Source organism: Streptococcus sp. 45 (assembly GCF_900108865.1).
Lineage (GTDB): Bacteria > Bacillota > Bacilli > Lactobacillales > Streptococcaceae > Streptococcus > Streptococcus ruminicola.
Genome location: NZ_FNXZ01000001.1, coordinates 67026 through 86118 on the forward strand (window position 1 = coordinate 67026; position 19093 = coordinate 86118).

Consider the following 19093-nt stretch of genomic DNA (forward strand, 5'->3'; position numbering starts at 1 on the left):
GATAATTCTGAATTGTGCAAGATTTATTTTACAACTCAAACTAAAGAAAGTCAACCTTTTTACGTAAATTTTCTGAAAAAACTGAAAAATATATTTTAACTATCAAAAAAACCGAGACATAACTCTCGGTACTAATGATTTTTGGTGTTTTTATAAAACTAATCTCTAAAATACTTGATATATCCTGCAGCTACTTTTATCAAGATGAAAATTGCTACTAATAATTCTATGATAAAAAGGTATTGTAAGACTTCAAAATACTTTGCAGCCCCTTTTAAAGCTACTGCTGTAACGATTAAAGGAAAAGTCAAGGCTGAAAACCCTGGATTGAAATCCTTCTTCAAGATTTTTGGAAGACAAGAAATCACTAAAACATATAAAAGCTGCGATAGAATCAACAATCCAAGCAATAATGGACGATATATTGTTTCAAAAGCATTTAGATAAGCAAGGATTACTAATGCTGGGGCACAAAGTGTCGCAAGGTTAGCTTTAACCTCGTCTGGGATACCGTGTTTCCAGAGCCTTAAAAAGACTGTTGGCAAAAGGGCTGTTAGAGCAATTAAAAGATAAACAAAAACGATTTTACCAAGTTGAGCATATCCGGTCCATGGAACCGTAAGACTAGAAATCCCGATTCCGATATAAAGAACTGCCCAAGATGGATAGACATTCCTTAAGTTAAAAGACCAAAGAAATCGTTTTGAGAAAATGATGATATAAGCAATTAAAGCTATAAAGGATAACCACCAAATCGTTCGAAAAATAATCTCAGTAATTCCGTGCCAGTCTGGAAAGTCATCTAGATAGACAATCATTAGCATTCCCTGCATTAGGAGTGTTGGAAAAATTGAAGCCGTCAAAGGCTCCTTAAGAGCCACTCTATAGTTTTTAAAAGAATTCACGAAAGCTGTCAATAATAGTAAATATAAAACAAAAGCTATCCCGCCTAATGCATAGCGCAAAGTGATTGAATACTCTCCTAAGGTATTTCCCAGTGAAAAAAAGCTTAAGCCTAAACCACCAATGGCTAGAGGAGGTTCTTTTAACTTTCTCATCCATTCTCCTTAAAATATATTTTTATGATAACGAAAATACCCCATGTCAATCCATGAGGTATTGTTATTGTAACATAAATAAGTTGAAGTCAAAAGCTCCTCAAAACCAAATCTTTTTAGAATAAGTTTTTAAAGAAGTTGACAATAGCTTGCCAGATGTTTGCTAAGAAACCTTTTCCAGATTCTAAAGCACTTGATGAATCAAAATTCAAGTTAATGCCTTTGAAAGTTGATCCAGCATTTGAAACGATGCTATTTTTCAAAGATGCCAAAGCTGATTTGAAGCTACTGCTATCAATGATGCTTGATTTTGAAAGATTGAAAGCAAAGTTTACAATCATGTTGATTTGATTATTTGATAGAACATCTTTCAATTTATAGTTTTCAAGTGTTTCATCAACGATTTTGCGAACATCGTCTTTAGTCACGTCAGAGCCTGCGTCTGCTACTGCTGACTTGATATCAGCTAAAGCAACGTTCAATTTATCAGCGTCATAACCATCTGTCCCTTGATTTTCAGCATTGATAGTAGACAAAGTGTTCAATTCTTCTTGTGCTAATTGTTTGCTTTCATCAGAAACTTTAGCACCATTTTCTTCAAGTGAGTAATAAATTCCCGCCAAAGCTGATTCACCAGTTACTGGAATTGGTGAGGCTACTGTAATTGCAGCATGTTCGATACCGAGTGTTACTGCAGCATTGCGGTACATATCTGACGTTACTTTTGTGATATTTTCAGGAGTGACAATATTCACTGTTAATGTCTCTGAAGAGCCCAATTTTTGAATTTTAACTGATGAATACAATTGTAAACTTGGATCATCAGCGACATCCATAATTTGAGCATAAGCGCTTGTTGTAATTGTTTTGACACTAGTATCTTTGGAACTATCGTAACCAAGCAATGATAAGGTTTGATTGCGTTGATCATCCGATAAAGAATAACCAAGGACGTAATCTGGTTGCACATATGTTTCATCAATGACATCTTGAACTGAGTTACTTGCTGCTTGAACGTGACCAACTGCAAGAGTTGAGAATAATGCTAGCGCACAAGCCATGAGTGTCTTTTTAAATTTCATCTTAATTAATTCCTTTCACTTAGGTATTTAATTATAGCACTTCTTGTTTAAAGCGTCTGAAAAAAACTGTTATTTACTCACATTCTACTCGTGTAATTCTAGCGGTAGACCATCTGGGTCAAAGAAGAAAGTCATTTTCTTGCCAGTATAGTCATCGTGACGGATAGGCTGTACGTAAATTCCCATATCTTCGAGTTCAGCCTTATAGGCTTCGATATTTTCAACGTAAAAAGCTAAATGACGAAGACCGCAAGCTTCCATATGGTACTCTGGTTGCCCAACACGTTTTGGTGGAGCAACATAAGCTGGATCTGATGTCTTATTCCCGAAAATTTCAAGTTCGATAGAACCACATTTCAAATCAAGCTTGTAATCGTGACGTTCTGGACGATGGTTTTCGCGGATAATTTCAAAACCAAGTTTGTTAACGTAAAAATCACGTGATTTGTCATAATCAGAGACAATAAGTGCCACATGGTGAACAGCGTTTAATTTCATAAAAATCTCCTTGTTAATGTATGTTTAGAAAAAGCCGAGAATAAAACCTACTCTCAGCTTTTTTCTTTAAAAGGTCATTTGATTGTAAGAGTAATCAAAGGCTTTGTGAATGTCGTTTGAAGCTTGGTCATAAGCGACAGACGATTCTAAGCTACCTCTGACAACAATTCGTTCAGTTGCTTCCTGATCCGTACAAGTCACTAGAGTGACCAAAGCTTGGTCAGGAACGTCATTTAAAACATCCGAACGGTCAGGTGTCACTAAAAATTTTTCAGTGATAACGTAGGTGTAAACCGTTGATTTATCGGTAAGGTAAATCTTCATTCCTGCCTTAGCATTCTCCAAAGGTGAAAACAACATCTTAGATGAACCAGAAATGCCAAAGACGTGATGGCTAGCAAGGGCGTAATTATTCTGTCCACCCATTACTTGATCTTCTTTCATCGTTCCAGCACCGTAAGATAATTCGGTATTTCCAAGTCCTTTAAAGATTGGTAGGTTAATACCAAGATCTGGTATAGCAATACCACCAATTACAGGAAGGTCAAGATTAGTCGATTGAGCTTTTAAGACCGATTCGACTGTTACTGGTTCAACAGCTGAGAAATCATAAGTCACTTTAGCATTTTGATTATCTTTAATCTTCTTTTTAGAGACTTTATTGATTTGATAATGATTTGACTGATGGCCAATCAAAAAATTACAAATGGATTTATTAAAAATCAAGGCAAGTCCTAAAAGCAATAGAACTAAACAAAGTGTAATCCTAAGGAAAGTCAAAAAACGATGTGTTTTCTTCTTTTTCATTATTCTAATCTTCTACTTCTTCAGTTTCTTGTTCTTCTTCTGGTTGAACAAGAGCTAGAGTCATGATTTTCGCATCTTGGTCAAGGCGCATGATTTTAACACCCAATGTTGCACGACCAGTTTGAGAAATGTCAGCGACGCTTGTACGAATCATGACACCTGTGTCTGTGATAACCATGATATCTTCATCGCCGTTAACTGTTACAAGTCCAGCCAATTGACCATTTTTCTCAGTGATATTAGCAGTCTTGATACCTTTACCACCACGACCTTTAGTTGGATATTCAGAAGCTAGTGTACGTTTACCATAACCTTTTTCAGTAATGACAAGAACTTCTTGGTCATCTGTAATACGTGAAGCACCGATAACTTCATCGCCTTCACGAAGGTTAACACCACGAACACCAGTTGCTGAACGGCTCATGCTACGAACATCAGATTCGTTAAAGCGAACGCTGTAACCAGTCTTAGTTCCGATGATAATATCATCATTACCGTTTGTTCGGATAACGTTGATTAACTCGTCACCTTCTTTTAAGTTAAGGGCTTTAAGACCATTTTGACGGATATTGCTAAATTCAGACTCTTTGGTACGTTTTACAACACCTTGTCGTGTGACAAAGAACAAGTAATTTTCGTTATCATCACTGCCTTTTTCACTGATAATAGTTTGAACAGTTTCACCTTCATCAAGTTTTAGAAGGTTAACAATTGGCAATCCCTTAGCCGTACGACCATACTCAGGAATTTCATAACCTTTCAAGCGGTAAACACGTCCTTTATTGGTCATGAAATATACATGGTCATGGGTATTTGTAGAAACTAATTCACGAACAAAATCATCGTCATTAACACCAGTTCCTTGAACACCTCGTCCACCACGACGTTGAGCACGGAATTCATCTTGAGCAAGACGTTTGATGTATCCTTTATTTGAAAGAGTAATCAAGACGTCTTCTTCTTCAATCAAATCTTCGTCTTCAAGTGAAAGAACTTCACCAACCATCAATTCAGTACGACGTGGATCAGCGTATTTACGTTTAATCTCATCCATTTCTTCTTTGATGATTGTGATAACACGTTCTGGTTTTGCCAAAATATCAGCCAAATCAGCAATCAATGCGAGAAGGTCATCGTATTCGGCTTGGATTTTTTCGCGTTCCAATCCTGTCAAACGACGAAGACGCATATCAAGGATAGCTTGACTTTGACGTTCAGATAAGTTGAATCGACTCATCAATTCGCCTTGAGCAATGACATCAGTTTCACTGTTACGAATAATGCTAATAACTTCATCAAGATGGTCAAGAGCGATTAACAAACCTTCTAAGATGTGAGCACGTTTTTCAGCTTTGGCTTTATCGAACTCTGTACGACGAACAATAACTTCTTTTTGGTGTTCAATGTAGTCAACAATGATTTGTTTCAAAGAAAGAATCTTCGGAACACCATTTTCAATAGCAAGCATGTTAAAGCTGAAGTTTGTTTGCAAGCTAGTAAGTTTGAATAAGTTATTTAGAATAACGTTTGCTGATGCGTCACGACGCACTTCAATGATAAATCGGATACCTTCACGGCTTGATTCATCACGAACGGCAGTAATTCCTTCGATACGTTTTTCTTGTGCTAAACGAACGATGTGTTCGTGAACTTTAGTCTTGTTAACTCCGTATGGGAATTCTGTGACAACAATACGTTCACGACCGCTCTTAGTTGTTTCGATTTCAGTACGTGAGCGAAGAACGATAGAACCTTTACCAGTTTCATAGGCTTTACGAATTCCAGATTTACCCATAACAAGCGCTCCTGTTGGGAAATCAGGACCAGGCAATACTTCCATCAACTCACGTGTTGTAACATCAGGATTATCCATAACCAGTTTAACGGCATCGATAGATTCCCCTAAGTTGTGTGGTGGAATATTAGTTGCCATACCAACGGCAATACCTGTCGCACCGTTAACGAGTAAGTTAGGAAAACGTGATGGCAAAACAAGTGGTTCACGTTCACTACCATCGTAGTTATCTTGGAAATCAACAGTATTCTTGTTAATATCACGAAGCATTTCAAGAGCGATTTTGCTCATACGTGCTTCTGTATAACGTTGTGCGGCTGCGCCGTCTCCGTCCATAGAACCAAAGTTTCCATGTCCGTCAACGAGCATGTGGCGGTAGCTCCACCATTGTGCCATACGCACCATTGCTTCATAAATTGATGAATCACCGTGTGGGTGATATTTACCCATAACATCACCGGTGATACGTGCAGATTTCTTATGAGGTTTATCTGGCGTTACACCGAGCTCATTCATCCCGTACAAGATACGACGATGAACTGGTTTCAATCCATCGCGTACATCAGGAAGAGCACGAGCAACAATAACAGACATGGCGTAATCAATAAAGCTTGTCTTCATTTCTGAAGTTAGATTTACGTCAATTAAATTCTTATCCTGCATTAAGGAAAAACACTCCTTTTCTAGTGTAAAACTCAACTATATTATACCACAAAAAGTACGGTAAAACCATATCTTGACCAATCTCCTTTTACGTCTTATTAACTAAATGTAAGATTAGCTATCAAAGTTTTCCTAAGTATTTTCAAAATAATAATATGGCAATAAATCAGTAAAATCATTGTGAAAAATTCACTAACTTTTAAGATAAAAATAGAGAGTTTTCGCCTAAAATTTTTGCTTTCTTCTTTTTTCAAATTTTTACAATAAGTTCGTGACATTTCTCACTTAACGTGTTAAAATATTATTCGTATGGGCGTCAGCCTAAAAAAATTAAGGAGATGTTTAGATAAATGACTGCAACTAAACAACACAAAAAAGTTATCCTTGTTGGTGACGGTGCCGTAGGTTCTTCTTACGCATTCGCACTTGTAAACCAAGGAATCGCTCAAGAACTTGGTATCATCGAAATCCCACAATTGTTCAACAAAGCTGTTGGGGATGCTGAAGACCTTAGCCACGCTCTTGCTTTCACTTCACCTAAAAAAATCTACGCAGCTAAATACGAAGACTGTGCAGATGCTGACCTTGTAGTTATCACTGCAGGTGCTCCACAAAAACCAGGTGAAACTCGTCTTGACCTTGTTGGTAAAAACCTTGCTATCAACAAATCAATCGTAACTGAAGTTGTTAAATCTGGATTCAAAGGAATCTTCTTGGTTGCTGCAAACCCAGTTGACGTCTTGACTTACTCTACATGGAAATTCTCTGGATTCCCTAAAGAACGCGTTATCGGTTCAGGTACTTCACTTGACTCAGCTCGTTTCCGTCAAGCATTGGCTGAAAAACTTGATGTTGATGCTCGTTCAGTTCACGCATACATCATGGGTGAACACGGTGACTCAGAATTTGCTGTTTGGTCACACGCTAACGTTGCCGGTGTAAACCTTGAAAGCTACCTTAAAGACGTTCAAAACGTTGAAGAAGCTGAATTGGTTGAACTTTTCGAAGGTGTTCGTGACGCTGCTTACTCAATCATCAACAAAAAAGGTGCTACATTCTACGGTATCGCTGTTGCGCTTGCTCGTATCACTAAAGCAATCCTTAACGATGAAAATGCAGTACTTCCACTTTCTGTATTCCAAGAAGGTCAATACGCTAACGTAACTGACTGCTACATCGGTCAACCAGCTATCGTTGGTGCACACGGTATCGTTCGTCCAGTTAACATTCCATTGAATGACGCTGAACAACAAAAAATGGAAGCTTCTGCTAAAGAATTGAAAGCTATCATCGACGAAGCTTTCTCTAAAGAAGAATTCGCTTCTGCTTGCAAAAACTAATTTCTAGTTTTTAAAATAAAAAGCTATCCGTAAGGATAGCTTTTTTTGTGTCTTATTTTGCATTTAAGGCAGCCATTGTAATATAGTTGTACGGCTTATTGAAGTGAGGTAAGAAGAACAAATCTGTGAGAGCTAATTTATCAATCGTAACACCTTCTTGAATAGCTAGTGAGAAAAGATGAATACCTAATGAAACATCTGCCATAGCCAGCATCTGAGCACCCAATACACGTCTACTTTCTTTGTCATAAACAATCTTTAAAGTGACTTCGAAGTTATTCTTCTCGATGAAATCTGGTTTTTGTTTGTCACTGTATTCAACTTCTTCTGCATCAAAGCCTTTGGTTTTTGCTTTTTCAAGCGTTAAACCAGTTGATAGCATATTTAAGCCATAAATGGAGATACCATTTGATCCTTGCACTCCAATTCCTTCAAGATTATGACCACATGCATTATGCGCAGCAACGATACCTGTCCTTACAGCGTTTGAAGCTAGTGCGATATAATCTGTTTCTCGAGAAGCATTGTTATAAATGGTTGCACAATCACCGATAGCATAAACACCAGGGAGACTTGTTTCTTGTTTTTTATCAACGAGAAAAGCGCCGTTTTTGAAGAGTTCAACTTTTCCAGCAGCAAGGCTTGTATTTGGTCTAAAGCCAACAGCAAGGATAACCATATCAACATTATAACTTGCTTTGTCAGTTATGATTTTTTCAACCTTTGTTTTTCCGACAACTTCTTTAACGGTTTCTCCGAAAGCTAGCCTGATGCCGTGAGCTTGAAGATTATTTGCCATAATACCGCTTAGATCTTTGTCATAATAACCTGCAAGACATGTATCAGCAACATCAATCAATGTTACTTCTTTTCCTTTACGTTGAAAGGCTTCTGCTAATTCTACACCAATGTAACCAGCACCCACAACTGCAACACGTGAAATCTCTTTTTCCTTAAGCTTTTCAATGACATCTTGAGCATTTTGATAGAGTTTTACAAACTGAATGTTTTCCAACTTAGCTTCAAATTCTTGGCTATCTTCTTTCAGCTCAACTCCCTTAATCGGTGGAATTATTGGCCTTGAACCTGTCGCAAAAATCAACTTATCGTAGCTTTCTAGATGTGGCTTACCGTCAACTAGAGCTGTCACCAATTTCTTGTCGTAATCAACTAACTCTACAGGAGAATTCATGTAAATTCTTGCGCCCAACTGCTCAAGTTCTTCTTTATTTGAATAAAAAAGCCCTTCTGGTCCTGAAATCTGCTGACCAATCCATAAAGCCATCCCGCATCCTAAAAACGAGATGTTTGAATTTTGGTCAAAGACCACTACTTCGTTTTCAGAACCATAATTAGTTAACATCGTTTTTATGCAAGCTGTACCAGCGTGATTTGCTCCAATTACAACAATTTTACTCATAGAAGTAACCTCGATTATCTTATTTATTAAGGTAACTATACCATATATTTAAAACGCTTACAATTATTTAGCTTAAAAAATAAGTTGGCATAACACCAACTTATTTGTCTTATTTAGATTTAATATAGTTAACACCATCCGCTTTTGGCGCAACTGCTTTACCAAAGAAGGCAGCCAAGACAACGATTGTCAATACGTATGGTGCAACTTTAAGGTAAACAGATGGAATATTTGAGAAGAATGGTAACTGTGCTCCAATAATCGCAAGAGATTGTGATAAACCGAAGAATAGACTTGAAAGCATAGCTCCGACTGGATTCCAACGACCAAAAATCATAGCAGCAAGAGCGATGAAACCAGGACCTGCAATTGTTGTAACCGCAAAGTTATTTGAAATAGTTTGTGCGTAAACAGCACCACCGATTCCTCCAAGGAAACCTGAAATCATAACACCTGCATAACGCATAAGGTAAACATTAATACCTAGTGTATCAGCTGCTTGTGGGTGTTCTCCAACTGAACGAAGGCGAAGACCAAAGCGTGTCTTGAAGATGATGTACCATGAAATAAATGATACCAAGATAGCTACGTATGCTACCAAAGATGTATTGTTGAAGAAGATTTTTCCGATAAATGGAATATCTTTTAAAATCGGGAATGAAAAACGTCCGAATGTTTGTGTGATAGTATCTGTTTGACCTTTTCCAAACAAGTGACGGCATTGGAAAACCGCAAATGATGGTGCAATCAAGTTCAATACTGTACCAGACACTACGTGGTCAGCACGTAAATTAATAGTTGCTACTGCGTGGATAAGTGAGTACAAGAGACCAACTAAACCAGCAACAATTGAAGCAACCCAAGGTGTTGCATGTCCGAAAACATCAGCATATGTAAGGTTGAACAAAACACCTGAGAAAGCACCCATAACCATGATCCCTTCAAGACCGACGTTAACGATACCTCCGCGTTCAGAGAATGTTCCACCGATACTTGTGAAAATCAAAGGTGCAGAATAAATTAGCATGGAAGAAACTAATAGGGCTAACGTTGTTGAAAAACTCATCTTACTTTCCTCCTTCTTCTTTTTTAGTTTTAATAAATTGACGAATCAAGTAGTCAGCTCCAACAAAGAAGATGATGAATGCTGACACAACATCGATAACTTCTGACGGGATACCAATCATACCTGTTTTACCGATTGAAAGAACGGCATACAAGAATGAAGCAAATGGAATACCAAGAGCTGTATTAACAGCAAGTAGAGATACGGCCATTCCGTCCCATCCGATACTTAATGAGCTTGTTTGAGAATAAACATTTCCGAATGTTCCAAGACCTTCAACAGTACCACCAAGACCAGCAAGAGCACCTGAGATAATCATTGAAACTACAATCAAATGTTTAGCCGACATACCAGCGTATTCAGCTGCGTGTGGGTTAATCCCTACAGAAGTAATTTCATAACCCAATGTTGTCTTACGCATTAAGAACCATACGATAAAGACAGCAAATAAAGCGATGAAAATACCGATGTTAATACGTGAGTTATCTGTTAGAGCAGATAGCCATTCTGTTTGATATGATGCATTTTCAGAAACTTTAATAGTCGCTTCTGTTGTACGCATGATTTTATCTGGGAAGACATCTTGGATAAGGTATTGTGTTCCGTACAAGATAATGTAGTTCATCATGATCGTAACGATAACTTCACTTGTACCAAGAAAAGCACGTAAAATACCAGGAATGGCACCAGCGATACCACCAGCAATAAGACCAACCAAAACAGTACAAATTACTGAAACTGGTTTTGGTAAATCAGGGAATGACAAAGCAAACCAAACTGACATTACCCAACCCATTAACGCTTGACCAGGAAGACCAACGTTAAAGAAACCAGCTTTTGAAGCAACTGAGAAACCAAGGGCAATTAGGATAAGTGGACCCATTGCACGGAAGATTTCACCAATATTTTTTACTGAACCAAATGCAGTGTAAAGCAAATCATTATATGCCCACAAAGGATTGTATCCGAAGCAAAGCATAAGGATTGCTCCGAGTAACATTCCAAGGAATACTGCAATCAATGGAACAGCCCATTTTTGGGTTTTCTTAGACATTAACATTAGAATCCTCCTTTTCCACTTTTCCACCAGCCATCAAAATACCAAGTTCTTGTTTATTGGTTGTGGCAGCGTCTAAGATACCTTGAATTTTACCATCATGAATAACGGCAATACGGTCGGAAACATCAAGGATTTCATCTAATTCAAAACTAATAACTAAAACGGCTTTACCTTTATCACGTTCGGCAACCAAACGTTTACGGATATATTCAATCGCACCGACATCAAGTCCACGTGTTGGTTGACTTACGATAAGCAAATCAGGATTGCGGTCAATTTCACGAGCAATAACAGCTTTTTGTTGGTTACCACCTGAAAGAGCACCGCCAGATACTAATTCACTTGCGGCACGAACGTCGAATTCAGCCATCAATTGACGAGCATGTTCATTCAACTTATGATAGTTCATGAAACCATGTTTACTGAACGGCTCTTTGTAGTAAGTTTGAAGAGCGATGTTTTCAGCAATGGTCATATCAAGGACCATACCATCACGGTGACGATCTTCTGGCACGTGTCCAACACCCAATTCAGTAATCTTACGTGGACGTTGGTTTGTCATGTCAACACCTTTGATGAAGAAATTACCTGATTCAACTTTACGCAAACCAGTCAATGCTTCAACCAATTCTGTTTGACCATTACCATCGATACCTGCGATACCAACGATTTCACCAGCACGAACATCCAATGACAATTCTTTAACAGCTGGAACACCACGGTTTTCGTTAACAACCAAATCTTTGATTGAAAGAACAACGTCTTTTGGATTAGCTGGAATTTTATCTGTTTTAAATGAAACAGCACGACCAACCATCATTTCAGCCAATTCGTTACTTGTTGAATCAGCAACTGGAACTGTCTGAATTGATTTACCGTGACGGATAACTGTAACTCGGTCTGCTACGGCACGAATTTCATCAAGTTTGTGAGTGATTAAGATGATTGATTTGCCTTCTTTAACCAAATTACGCATAATATCAAGCAATTCAGTAATTTCAGAAGGTGTCAAAACAGCTGTTGGTTCATCAAAGATAATGATATCAGCTCCGCGGTAAAGTGTTTTTAAGATTTCAACACGTTGTTGCGCACCAACTGAAATATCAGAGATTTTGGCAGACGGATCAACCGCTAAACCGTATTTTTCAGATAATTCTTTGATTTCTTTACTTGCTTTTTTAAGGTCAAGAATTCCAGGACCTTTTGTTACTTCATTACCTAAGATAATGTTTTCAGCAACTGTAAAAGCTTCAACCAACATAAAGTGTTGGTGAACCATTCCGATACCCATCTTAGCTGATTTAGATGGTGAATCTAGTGTAGCCTCTTCACCTTTTACTAAGATTTGACCACTTGTTGGTTGTAGAAGACCAGCAAGCATATTCATCAAAGTCGATTTACCGGCACCATTTTCTCCGAGGAGAGCGTGGATTTCACCTTTTCTGACTTCTAAATTAATATGGTCATTTGCGACAAAATCACCAAATTTCTTGGTAATCTCACGCATTTCTATGACGTTTTCATGTGTCATGTGTGATCCCTTTCAGTCTAATAATAATTTTTAGGTCAGTTAAGCCCATTAAAAGACCTTTAATGAACTTAACTGAGATAAAAATGACTTTTTACCTCAGCCCCTGAAAAAAGGCGACCAATTTGGTCGCTTTTTTCAAAAGAGCGATTATTTGTTTACGCCATCATCAACTTTTACTTCGCCTTTGATAACTTTTTCTTTTGCAGTTTCTACAGCAGATTTGATGTTATCTGGAAGGTTTGTAGTAACAAGATCTACACCACCATCTTTAAGACCGTATGTACGAGTTTGGTTACCACCGAATTTTTCATCTTTAAGTTGACCGTTAGCGATATCTTTAACAACTTGACCTACTTCTTTGATTGTTGAAGTCAAAACAAAGTTTGATTTCACTTTATCAGATGAAGTATAGTTACCTTCTTCAGTTTGGTCACGGTCTACACCAACAACCCAAACTTTTTTGTCGCTATCAGCTGGTAATTTTTCATTGATTTCTTTAGCTTGTGAGAAGACACCAGTACCTGAACCACCAGCAGCATGGTAAATAACATCAGCACCGCTAGCATACATTGTTGCAGCGATTGTTTTACCTTTAGCTGAATCAGAGTATGAACCAGCATATTGAACGTCAACTTTGATTGAGCTATCTACTGAAGCAACACCTTCTTTGAATCCAGTTTCAAAACGAGTGATTGTATCAGATTCGACACCTCCTACAAAACCAACGTGTTTTGTTTTAGATTGCATTGCAGCTGCGATACCTGCAAGGTAAGCACCTTCGTTATCTGCGAACAATACACTTTCAACATTTTTGTGGTCTGCAACAACATCATCGATGATAACATAGTTTGTATCTTCGTTTTGTGGAGCAGCTTCATCAACTGCATCGTGAAGGTTGTAACCAATTGCAAAAACAAGGTTGTAACCATTTGAAACAGCTGAGTCAAGGTTTGTTGCATAGTCTGACTCACTATCAGATTGGAAGTAAGTGTAGTCAGTATCTTTTTTCAATTTGTTTTCTTTACCCCAAGCTTGCATACCTTCCCAAGCAGATTGGTTGAATGATTTATCATCAACACCACCTGTATCAGTAACGATTGCAGCTTTTACGCTTGAGTTTGAGCTAGAGCTAGATGAATTTGAACGACTACATGCGCCAAGCGCTAATGTTGCTACTGCAGCAAGTCCAAGACCAACAATTTTCTTGTTCATGAAAAATGAACCCTCCTAAAAAACTTATAAGCAACTTTTGTTGCTAAAATCTATCAAGCCAAATGGCTTAATGAACACTCTGAAAATAGACTCCAAAAAGTCTACAAAACTGTGGCAATGTTACCACCTGACCGTCGTCACGACCGTCCCACAATCAAAAATAAGTTATCGTTTGAAGATCTTCTAATTAATGATTAGTAGCTACCTTCTGCAGCTGTTTCACCATTAACAATTGCAACACCAGATGAGGCACCAATACGTGTTGCACCAGCTTTAACAAACGCTTCAGCGTCAGCATATGAACGTGCACCACCAGCAGCTTTTACACCAATGTGAGGACCGACTGTTTTTCGCATAAGAGCAACATCATGTACATTTGCTCCTGCAGTTGAGAAACCAGTAGATGTTTTAACGTAATCAGCTCCAGCGGCTACTGACAATTGACATGCTTTTTCTTTTTCTTCATCAGTTAAAAGACATGTTTCAATGATAACTTTTACTAATTTATCTCCGCTTGCTTCAACAACAGCACGAATATCATTTTCAACAAAATCATACTCTTTTGCTTTCAAGCGACCGATGTTAATTACCATATCAATCTCGTCAGCACCATTTTCAATAGCATCTTTTGTTTCGAATGCTTTCACACGGCTTGTGTTAGCTCCTAGAGGGAAGCCGATAACAGTACAAACCTTTACATCAGAATCTTTTAAGGCTTCTGAAGCATGAGAAACCCAAGTTGGGTTAACACAGACACTAGCAAAGTTGTATTCTTTAGCTTCAGCAATAAGATTATCAATTTGATCTTGAGTGCTTTCAGGTTTCAATAAAGTGTGATCAATGTATTTGTTAATTGACATTAATATAATTTCCGTTCCTTCCTGAAAATGTTATTTTCATTTCATTAATAATTACACTCTATCTATTCTACCATTTTTTTGATAGAATGTAAGTCTTTTTTGCTATTTTTTTAATAAAGAGTAAAAATGGCAAAAACCGAAAATTCATTAAAACGCTTATTTCGTTTCACTTCTATATAAAAACCTTATTATAGCAACCTTTTCGCACTAAATATGACATATGTGTCATATGTCATATTCGGTATTTCTGAACCTTTTTCTATCATTTTACTATAAACAACAAGATTTTGCGACCGTAAAATTAGTGACTTTCGGTTTTGTAATCGCTTTATATTAGTGTATTTTATGATTTTTATGTGAATAATTATACTTTAAAAAGTGACTACGATGTCATAATTATTCTATGACATTTGTCACAAAGCTTGTCATTAAAGGAATTTAACAAAAAAATCCTTATTGAACTAGAAATAATAACTAATTCAATAAAGATTTTTTATTCACTTATTTTGTTTTTTCACTTCGTAAAATATAATAGCCTTTATCGCGTTTTAAAATCTCAACATTTCCAAAAACTTCTTCCATTTTGGCTTTTGCACTTGGTGCACCTTGTTTTTTCTGAATAACAATTGTCAAATTGCCACCAACTTTTAAATAGTTAATACTTTCAGAAATAATTGTATGGACAACTTGTTTTCCTGCACGAATTGGCGGATTACTGATGATATAATCAAATGTTCCATTGACTTTCTCGTAGATATTTGATTGGAAAATATCAGCTTCGACACCATTTTTTTGTGCATTTTGTTTCGCTAAATCAATTGCACGATTATTGATATCAACCATAGTTGGTTTAACACCTTGAGCTTTTGCTAGTGAAATTCCTAAAGGACCATACCCACAACCAAGATCTAACAGTGTCTTCCCTTTTTCGAAATCTAGGGTATTTAAAAGGACTTGACTCCCATAATCTACCATTTTTTTTGAAAAAACGCCTGAATCAGTTAAAAAAGTAAACGATTGCCCAAGCAAGGTAACTTTTAATTCATGAATGTCGTGAGCACTATCAGGGTTTTCTGCATAATACATTTTAGTCATTCTTCTATCACTTTCTCTTATAATGCACTTCTATTTTATCATACTCTTCTATCATATCAAGCATTGTAACTGTTTTCAACTAAAGCTTAAAATGCTATAATAAGGTACATAACCTCTTTAAGGAGTTTCGTATGACTAACGAATTTATTAATTTTGATCTTATTTCTCGCGAGACTTGGCAGGAATTGCATCGAAAAACTCAGCCGCTTCTCACAGCTGAGGAGCTTGAATCGATTAAAAGTTTAAATGATAATATCAGTATCCAGGATGTTGTTGAAGTTTATCTTCCTTTAATCAGTTTGATTCAAATTTACAAAAACGCTCAAGAAAACCTTTCGTTTTCAAAAAGCATCTTTTTAAAAAAAGATGCGAGTAAACGACCTTTTATTATCGGAATCTCTGGTTCTGTAGCTGTTGGGAAATCAACGACCAGTCGTCTTCTACAACTTCTACTATCTCGAACATTTAAGGATAGCAAAGTTGAAATGGTGACGACCGATGGATTTATTTATCCCAATAAGGTCTTGATAGAGCAAAATATCTTAGACCGTAAAGGATTTCCTGAAAGTTATAATATGGAACTTCTTTTAAACTTTCTTGACACTGTCAAAAATGGAATGACAGCTCGCATTCCTGTTTACTCACACGAAGTTTACGATATAGTTCCTGATCAAGAACAAGTTATCGAAGCACCTGATTTCTTAATCGTCGAAGGTATCAACGTTTTTCAGAATCAAAAAAACAAACGTATCTATATGACTGGCTACTTTGATTTTTCTATCTATATTGATGCTGAAAATGATTTAATTGAAAAATGGTACCTAGAACGTTTTGACAGCTTACTAGAACTTGCTAAGACAGACAAGACAAACTACTATAATAGATTTGTTAAAATGCCACACAAAGACGCGTTAGAGTTTGCCAAAATGGTTTGGAAAACTGTCAATCTTGTAAACCTAGAAAAATATATTGAACCCACTCGAAATAGGGCAGAATTAATTTTACACAAAACTGATAATCACAAAATCGATCACATTTACTTGAAAAAATAAGTAAATTTTCCTGAAACAGTGATTAAGACTTGCCAAAACGCAATAAATTCTATATAATAATGTAGTTAGATTAATTTGGAGGTGAAAACATTGGCAAATATTAAATCAGCTATCAAACGCGCTGAACTTAACGTTAAACAAAACGAAAAAAATTCAGCACAAAAATCAGCTATGCGTTCTGCTATCAAAGCATTTGAAGCTAACCCATCTGAAGAGCTTTTCCGTGCTGCTTCTGCAAGCATCGATAAAGCTGAATCAAAAGGTTTGATTCACAAAAACAAAGCTAGCCGCGATAAAGCACGTCTTGCTGCTAAATTGGCTAAATAATATCCAATGAAAACTCCAAATGGAGTTTTTCTTTTTCTAATGAACACTCTTACAAACTAAAAAGGATGCTTAAAGCATCCTTTTTTTATTTACCAAAATTATGTCGGTTAAAACGAACTTCAAAGATAGTTCCTTTTGGATGATTATCCTTAACTTGAATATCACCTTTTAAGGCATCAACAATTTGTTTAGCTAAGGATAGACCAAGTCCAAAGCCACCTTTTTGACGTGTCCTTGCCTTATCAACGCGATAAAAGCGATCAAAAATTTTCGCTTTATCAGCGTCACTAATACCCGGCCCATTATCAGCGACGGTTAGAATAGTCTGGCGTTCTGTTGTTTTAACTGCAAATTCAATAAAACCGTCGTCATCAGTGTACTTAATCGCATTATCAAACAAGATTGTCATCAATTGTTTAAGCAAGGTGCGATCAGTTTTTATCGGACGATCCGCAGAATTATGAGCAACAAAAGTTTTACCATTTTCTTCGGCAATCATGTTGTAATTCTCAAAAATTTCATTAAAGATTGAAGGTTGGATTTCTTCTAATTCAACTTTCAATCCATCATCTCGCCTAGCAAGGTTCAAAAGATTGGTTGTTAAAATACGCATATTACGAACTTCGTCAAGACTCGCTGCAATACTTTCACTGTTATCAAGAATTGTTGCATTCGGTCGTCTAAAAAGACTTTCAAGTCGGTTTTGAAGCACCGCTAACGGCGTTCTTAATTCGTGACTAGCATTTTCAACAAAACGCTTTTGTTTTTCATAACTTTCTAAAATTGGTTTACGCATCCAATTTGCCAAGTAAATACTTGCTAAAATTGAAATCATCCAGAAAATAATCATGACTGAAACAGTTATGGTTACATAACGTTCGTTTGCCTCATCAAGCTGACTAACACTGATTAAGAAAGTCGCGTATTCAATCGTTGGATAGTCACTACTATACACTCTAACCGTTAAAACATGGTATTTTTCGGTTTGACCAAAGATAGTTGTCATTTTCTCGTCTTTAATCTCACCAATAGTGTCTTCATCAACACTAGATGCTAATGTCCCGAACTGGACAAACGCATCAATTGCATTTACGATTTTTCCATTTGTATCGTACAATAGCACACTGACATTACTTAAACTTGCCACATTTGAGCTAGGTTTTCCCTTTCCAGAATTACTAAAACTATTATTAGATTGTAAGGAATCACTACGCTCCATTGTTCGTGTGACGTAATCACTTGCGTTGTCAGCTGCATTTTTTAAAGTGGTATCTACAGAAGAATATAGACCATAACGCATAATCTGCAAGATAATCGTGGTCATAATGATGAAAATTCCTGTAAATACAATGAAGAAATGGAAAAAATTAGAAAACGTTCCTGTTGATAATTTTTTGTGTATGTTATTCAGCATCTTTTAGAATATACCCTACACTACGAAGTGTTTGTAGATTTTTAGCAAAATTTGTTCCTTTTAATTTTTTGCGAATCTTAGAAACATAAACTTCAACAACTGAAATTGTAGTATCGCTATCAAATCCCCAAATACGGTCAAAAATTTGTGATTTTGGCAAAATAACATTTTGGTTTTGCAAGAAATAAACCAATAAATCAAATTCTTTACCTAGTAACTCCACCTTTTCACCGTTAACAGTTGTTGTGTTAGTTGATGTATCAGCTGTTAATTCGTGGTAAGAAAGAGTATTATCATTGAATTTTCCAGAGCGTTTTAAAAGCGCTTGAATACGCATCTTCAACTCTTCAAGATAAAATGGTTTTGTCAAATAATCATCAGCACCAAGTTCAAAACCGTGTCCTTTATCATCAAGGCTTTCTTTGGCTGTCATAATTAAGACAGGTGTCGTAATACCTTGTTCACGTAATTCTTTCAGAACTTGGAAACCATCTTTTTCTGGCAACATCAGATCAAGCAAAATGAGGTCATAAACACCACTTTCTGCCTCATAAAGCCCTTCTTCACCATCAAAGACTTGCATAACATCTGCAAAATCATCTAAAAAATCAAAGATTGAATTTGATAAACTCAAATCATCTTCTACTAATAAAATCTTAATCATATATCTTGCTCCCTTATTCGTCTTATTATATCATGACTTAACCCTTAAGTCTAAGTATTTAATACAATAATTTCAGTTTATCAAAAGCATATCGTAAGCAGCTTAAGATTTCCTAAAAACACAAAAAGCGTCTGAGTTTTCACTCAAAC

Annotated in this window: 17 protein-coding genes; 3 read left to right on the forward strand and 14 right to left on the reverse strand. The window is 36.7% G+C overall.

The features are described 5' to 3' along the window. Nucleotides 1–158: 158 nt before the first annotated feature. The 5 genes from BMX18_RS00320 to gyrA all read right to left on the reverse strand — a co-directional run bounded on the left by BMX18_RS00320 (nucleotide 159) and on the right by gyrA (nucleotide 5903). Nucleotides 159–1058 (reverse strand): TDT family transporter, encoded by a 900-nt coding sequence (locus BMX18_RS00320; protein WP_093814542.1) that lies wholly within the window; start codon nucleotides 1056–1058, stop codon nucleotides 159–161. Nucleotides 1059–1174: 116 nt separating this feature from the next. Next, a complete protein-coding gene (locus tag BMX18_RS00325; protein WP_374057261.1) occupies nucleotides 1175–2119 on the reverse strand; it encodes a DUF1002 domain-containing protein in 945 nt (314 codons plus the stop codon). 105 nt (nucleotides 2120–2224) lie between these two features. Next, complete coding sequence (locus BMX18_RS00330) at nucleotides 2225–2638, reverse strand: SMU1112c/YaeR family gloxylase I-like metalloprotein (RefSeq protein ID WP_039696872.1); 414 nt, start codon at nucleotides 2636–2638, stop codon at nucleotides 2225–2227. A 66-nt stretch (nucleotides 2639–2704) separates the two neighbouring features. Beyond that, nucleotides 2705–3448, reverse strand: a complete 744-nt coding sequence (locus tag BMX18_RS00335) for a class A sortase (protein ID WP_257609185.1) — start codon at nucleotides 3446–3448, stop codon at nucleotides 2705–2707. 1 nt (nucleotide 3449) lies between these two features. Then, the gene (gyrA, locus tag BMX18_RS00340) at nucleotides 3450–5903 is read right to left on the reverse strand and encodes a DNA gyrase subunit A (RefSeq protein WP_039696870.1); all 2454 of its coding nucleotides are present in this window, start codon (nucleotides 5901–5903) and stop codon (nucleotides 3450–3452) included. 350 nt (nucleotides 5904–6253) lie between these two features. Here gyrA and BMX18_RS00345 point away from each other — a divergent pair, with 350 nt between their 5' ends. Beyond that, the gene (locus tag BMX18_RS00345; RefSeq protein WP_039696869.1) at nucleotides 6254–7243 is read left to right on the forward strand and encodes an L-lactate dehydrogenase; all 990 of its coding nucleotides are present in this window, start codon (nucleotides 6254–6256) and stop codon (nucleotides 7241–7243) included. A gap of 52 nt (nucleotides 7244–7295) precedes the next feature. Here BMX18_RS00345 and nox read toward each other — a convergent pair whose 3' ends face one another. The 7 genes from nox to BMX18_RS00380 form a co-directional block, all read right to left on the reverse strand. Next, on the reverse strand, nucleotides 7296–8663 hold the full coding sequence (gene nox, locus BMX18_RS00350) for a H2O-forming NADH oxidase (protein WP_093814548.1): 1368 nt from the start codon (nucleotides 8661–8663) through the stop codon (nucleotides 7296–7298). Between the two features lie 109 nt (nucleotides 8664–8772). After that, entirely contained in the window at nucleotides 8773–9729 is a 957-nt protein-coding gene (locus BMX18_RS00355; RefSeq protein ID WP_093814550.1) for an ABC transporter permease, read from the reverse strand. A gap of 1 nt (nucleotide 9730) precedes the next feature. Next, complete coding sequence (locus BMX18_RS00360; protein ID WP_074564775.1) at nucleotides 9731–10783, reverse strand: ABC transporter permease; 1053 nt, start codon at nucleotides 10781–10783, stop codon at nucleotides 9731–9733. Beyond that, complete coding sequence (locus BMX18_RS00365; RefSeq protein ID WP_039696866.1) at nucleotides 10776–12320, reverse strand: ABC transporter ATP-binding protein; 1545 nt, start codon at nucleotides 12318–12320, stop codon at nucleotides 10776–10778. Before BMX18_RS00365 ends, BMX18_RS00360 begins: the two co-directional genes overlap by 8 nt. 147 nt (nucleotides 12321–12467) lie before the next feature. Beyond that, nucleotides 12468–13532: a BMP family lipoprotein gene (locus tag BMX18_RS00370; protein ID WP_039696865.1), complete on the reverse strand. Its 1065-nt coding sequence runs from the start codon at nucleotides 13530–13532 to the stop codon at nucleotides 12468–12470. Between the two features lie 194 nt (nucleotides 13533–13726). Further along, nucleotides 13727–14392, reverse strand: coding sequence for a deoxyribose-phosphate aldolase (deoC, locus tag BMX18_RS00375; protein WP_093814552.1), 666 nt, complete (start codon nucleotides 14390–14392; stop codon nucleotides 13727–13729). A gap of 501 nt (nucleotides 14393–14893) precedes the next feature. After that, a complete protein-coding gene (locus tag BMX18_RS00380; RefSeq protein WP_093814554.1) occupies nucleotides 14894–15487 on the reverse strand; it encodes a class I SAM-dependent methyltransferase in 594 nt (197 codons plus the stop codon). Nucleotides 15488–15618: 131 nt separating this feature from the next. On the opposite strand from BMX18_RS00380, the gene coaA reads away from it, so the two are divergent. Together coaA and rpsT are read left to right on the forward strand one after the other, a co-directional pair. After that, nucleotides 15619–16539, forward strand: coding sequence for a type I pantothenate kinase (coaA, locus tag BMX18_RS00385; protein ID WP_074964631.1), 921 nt, complete (start codon nucleotides 15619–15621; stop codon nucleotides 16537–16539). Between the two features lie 75 nt (nucleotides 16540–16614). Beyond that, the gene (gene rpsT / locus BMX18_RS00390; protein WP_004231769.1) at nucleotides 16615–16866 is read left to right on the forward strand and encodes a 30S ribosomal protein S20; all 252 of its coding nucleotides are present in this window, start codon (nucleotides 16615–16617) and stop codon (nucleotides 16864–16866) included. Between the two features lie 85 nt (nucleotides 16867–16951). Here rpsT and BMX18_RS00395 read toward each other — a convergent pair whose 3' ends face one another. Beyond that, a complete protein-coding gene (locus BMX18_RS00395; RefSeq protein ID WP_093814556.1) occupies nucleotides 16952–18280 on the reverse strand; it encodes a sensor histidine kinase in 1329 nt (442 codons plus the stop codon). Then, nucleotides 18270–18944: a response regulator transcription factor gene (locus BMX18_RS00400; RefSeq protein WP_074563738.1), complete on the reverse strand. Its 675-nt coding sequence runs from the start codon at nucleotides 18942–18944 to the stop codon at nucleotides 18270–18272. The genes BMX18_RS00395 and BMX18_RS00400 overlap by 11 nt, the downstream gene beginning before the upstream one ends. Nucleotides 18945–19093: the final 149 nt, after the last annotated feature.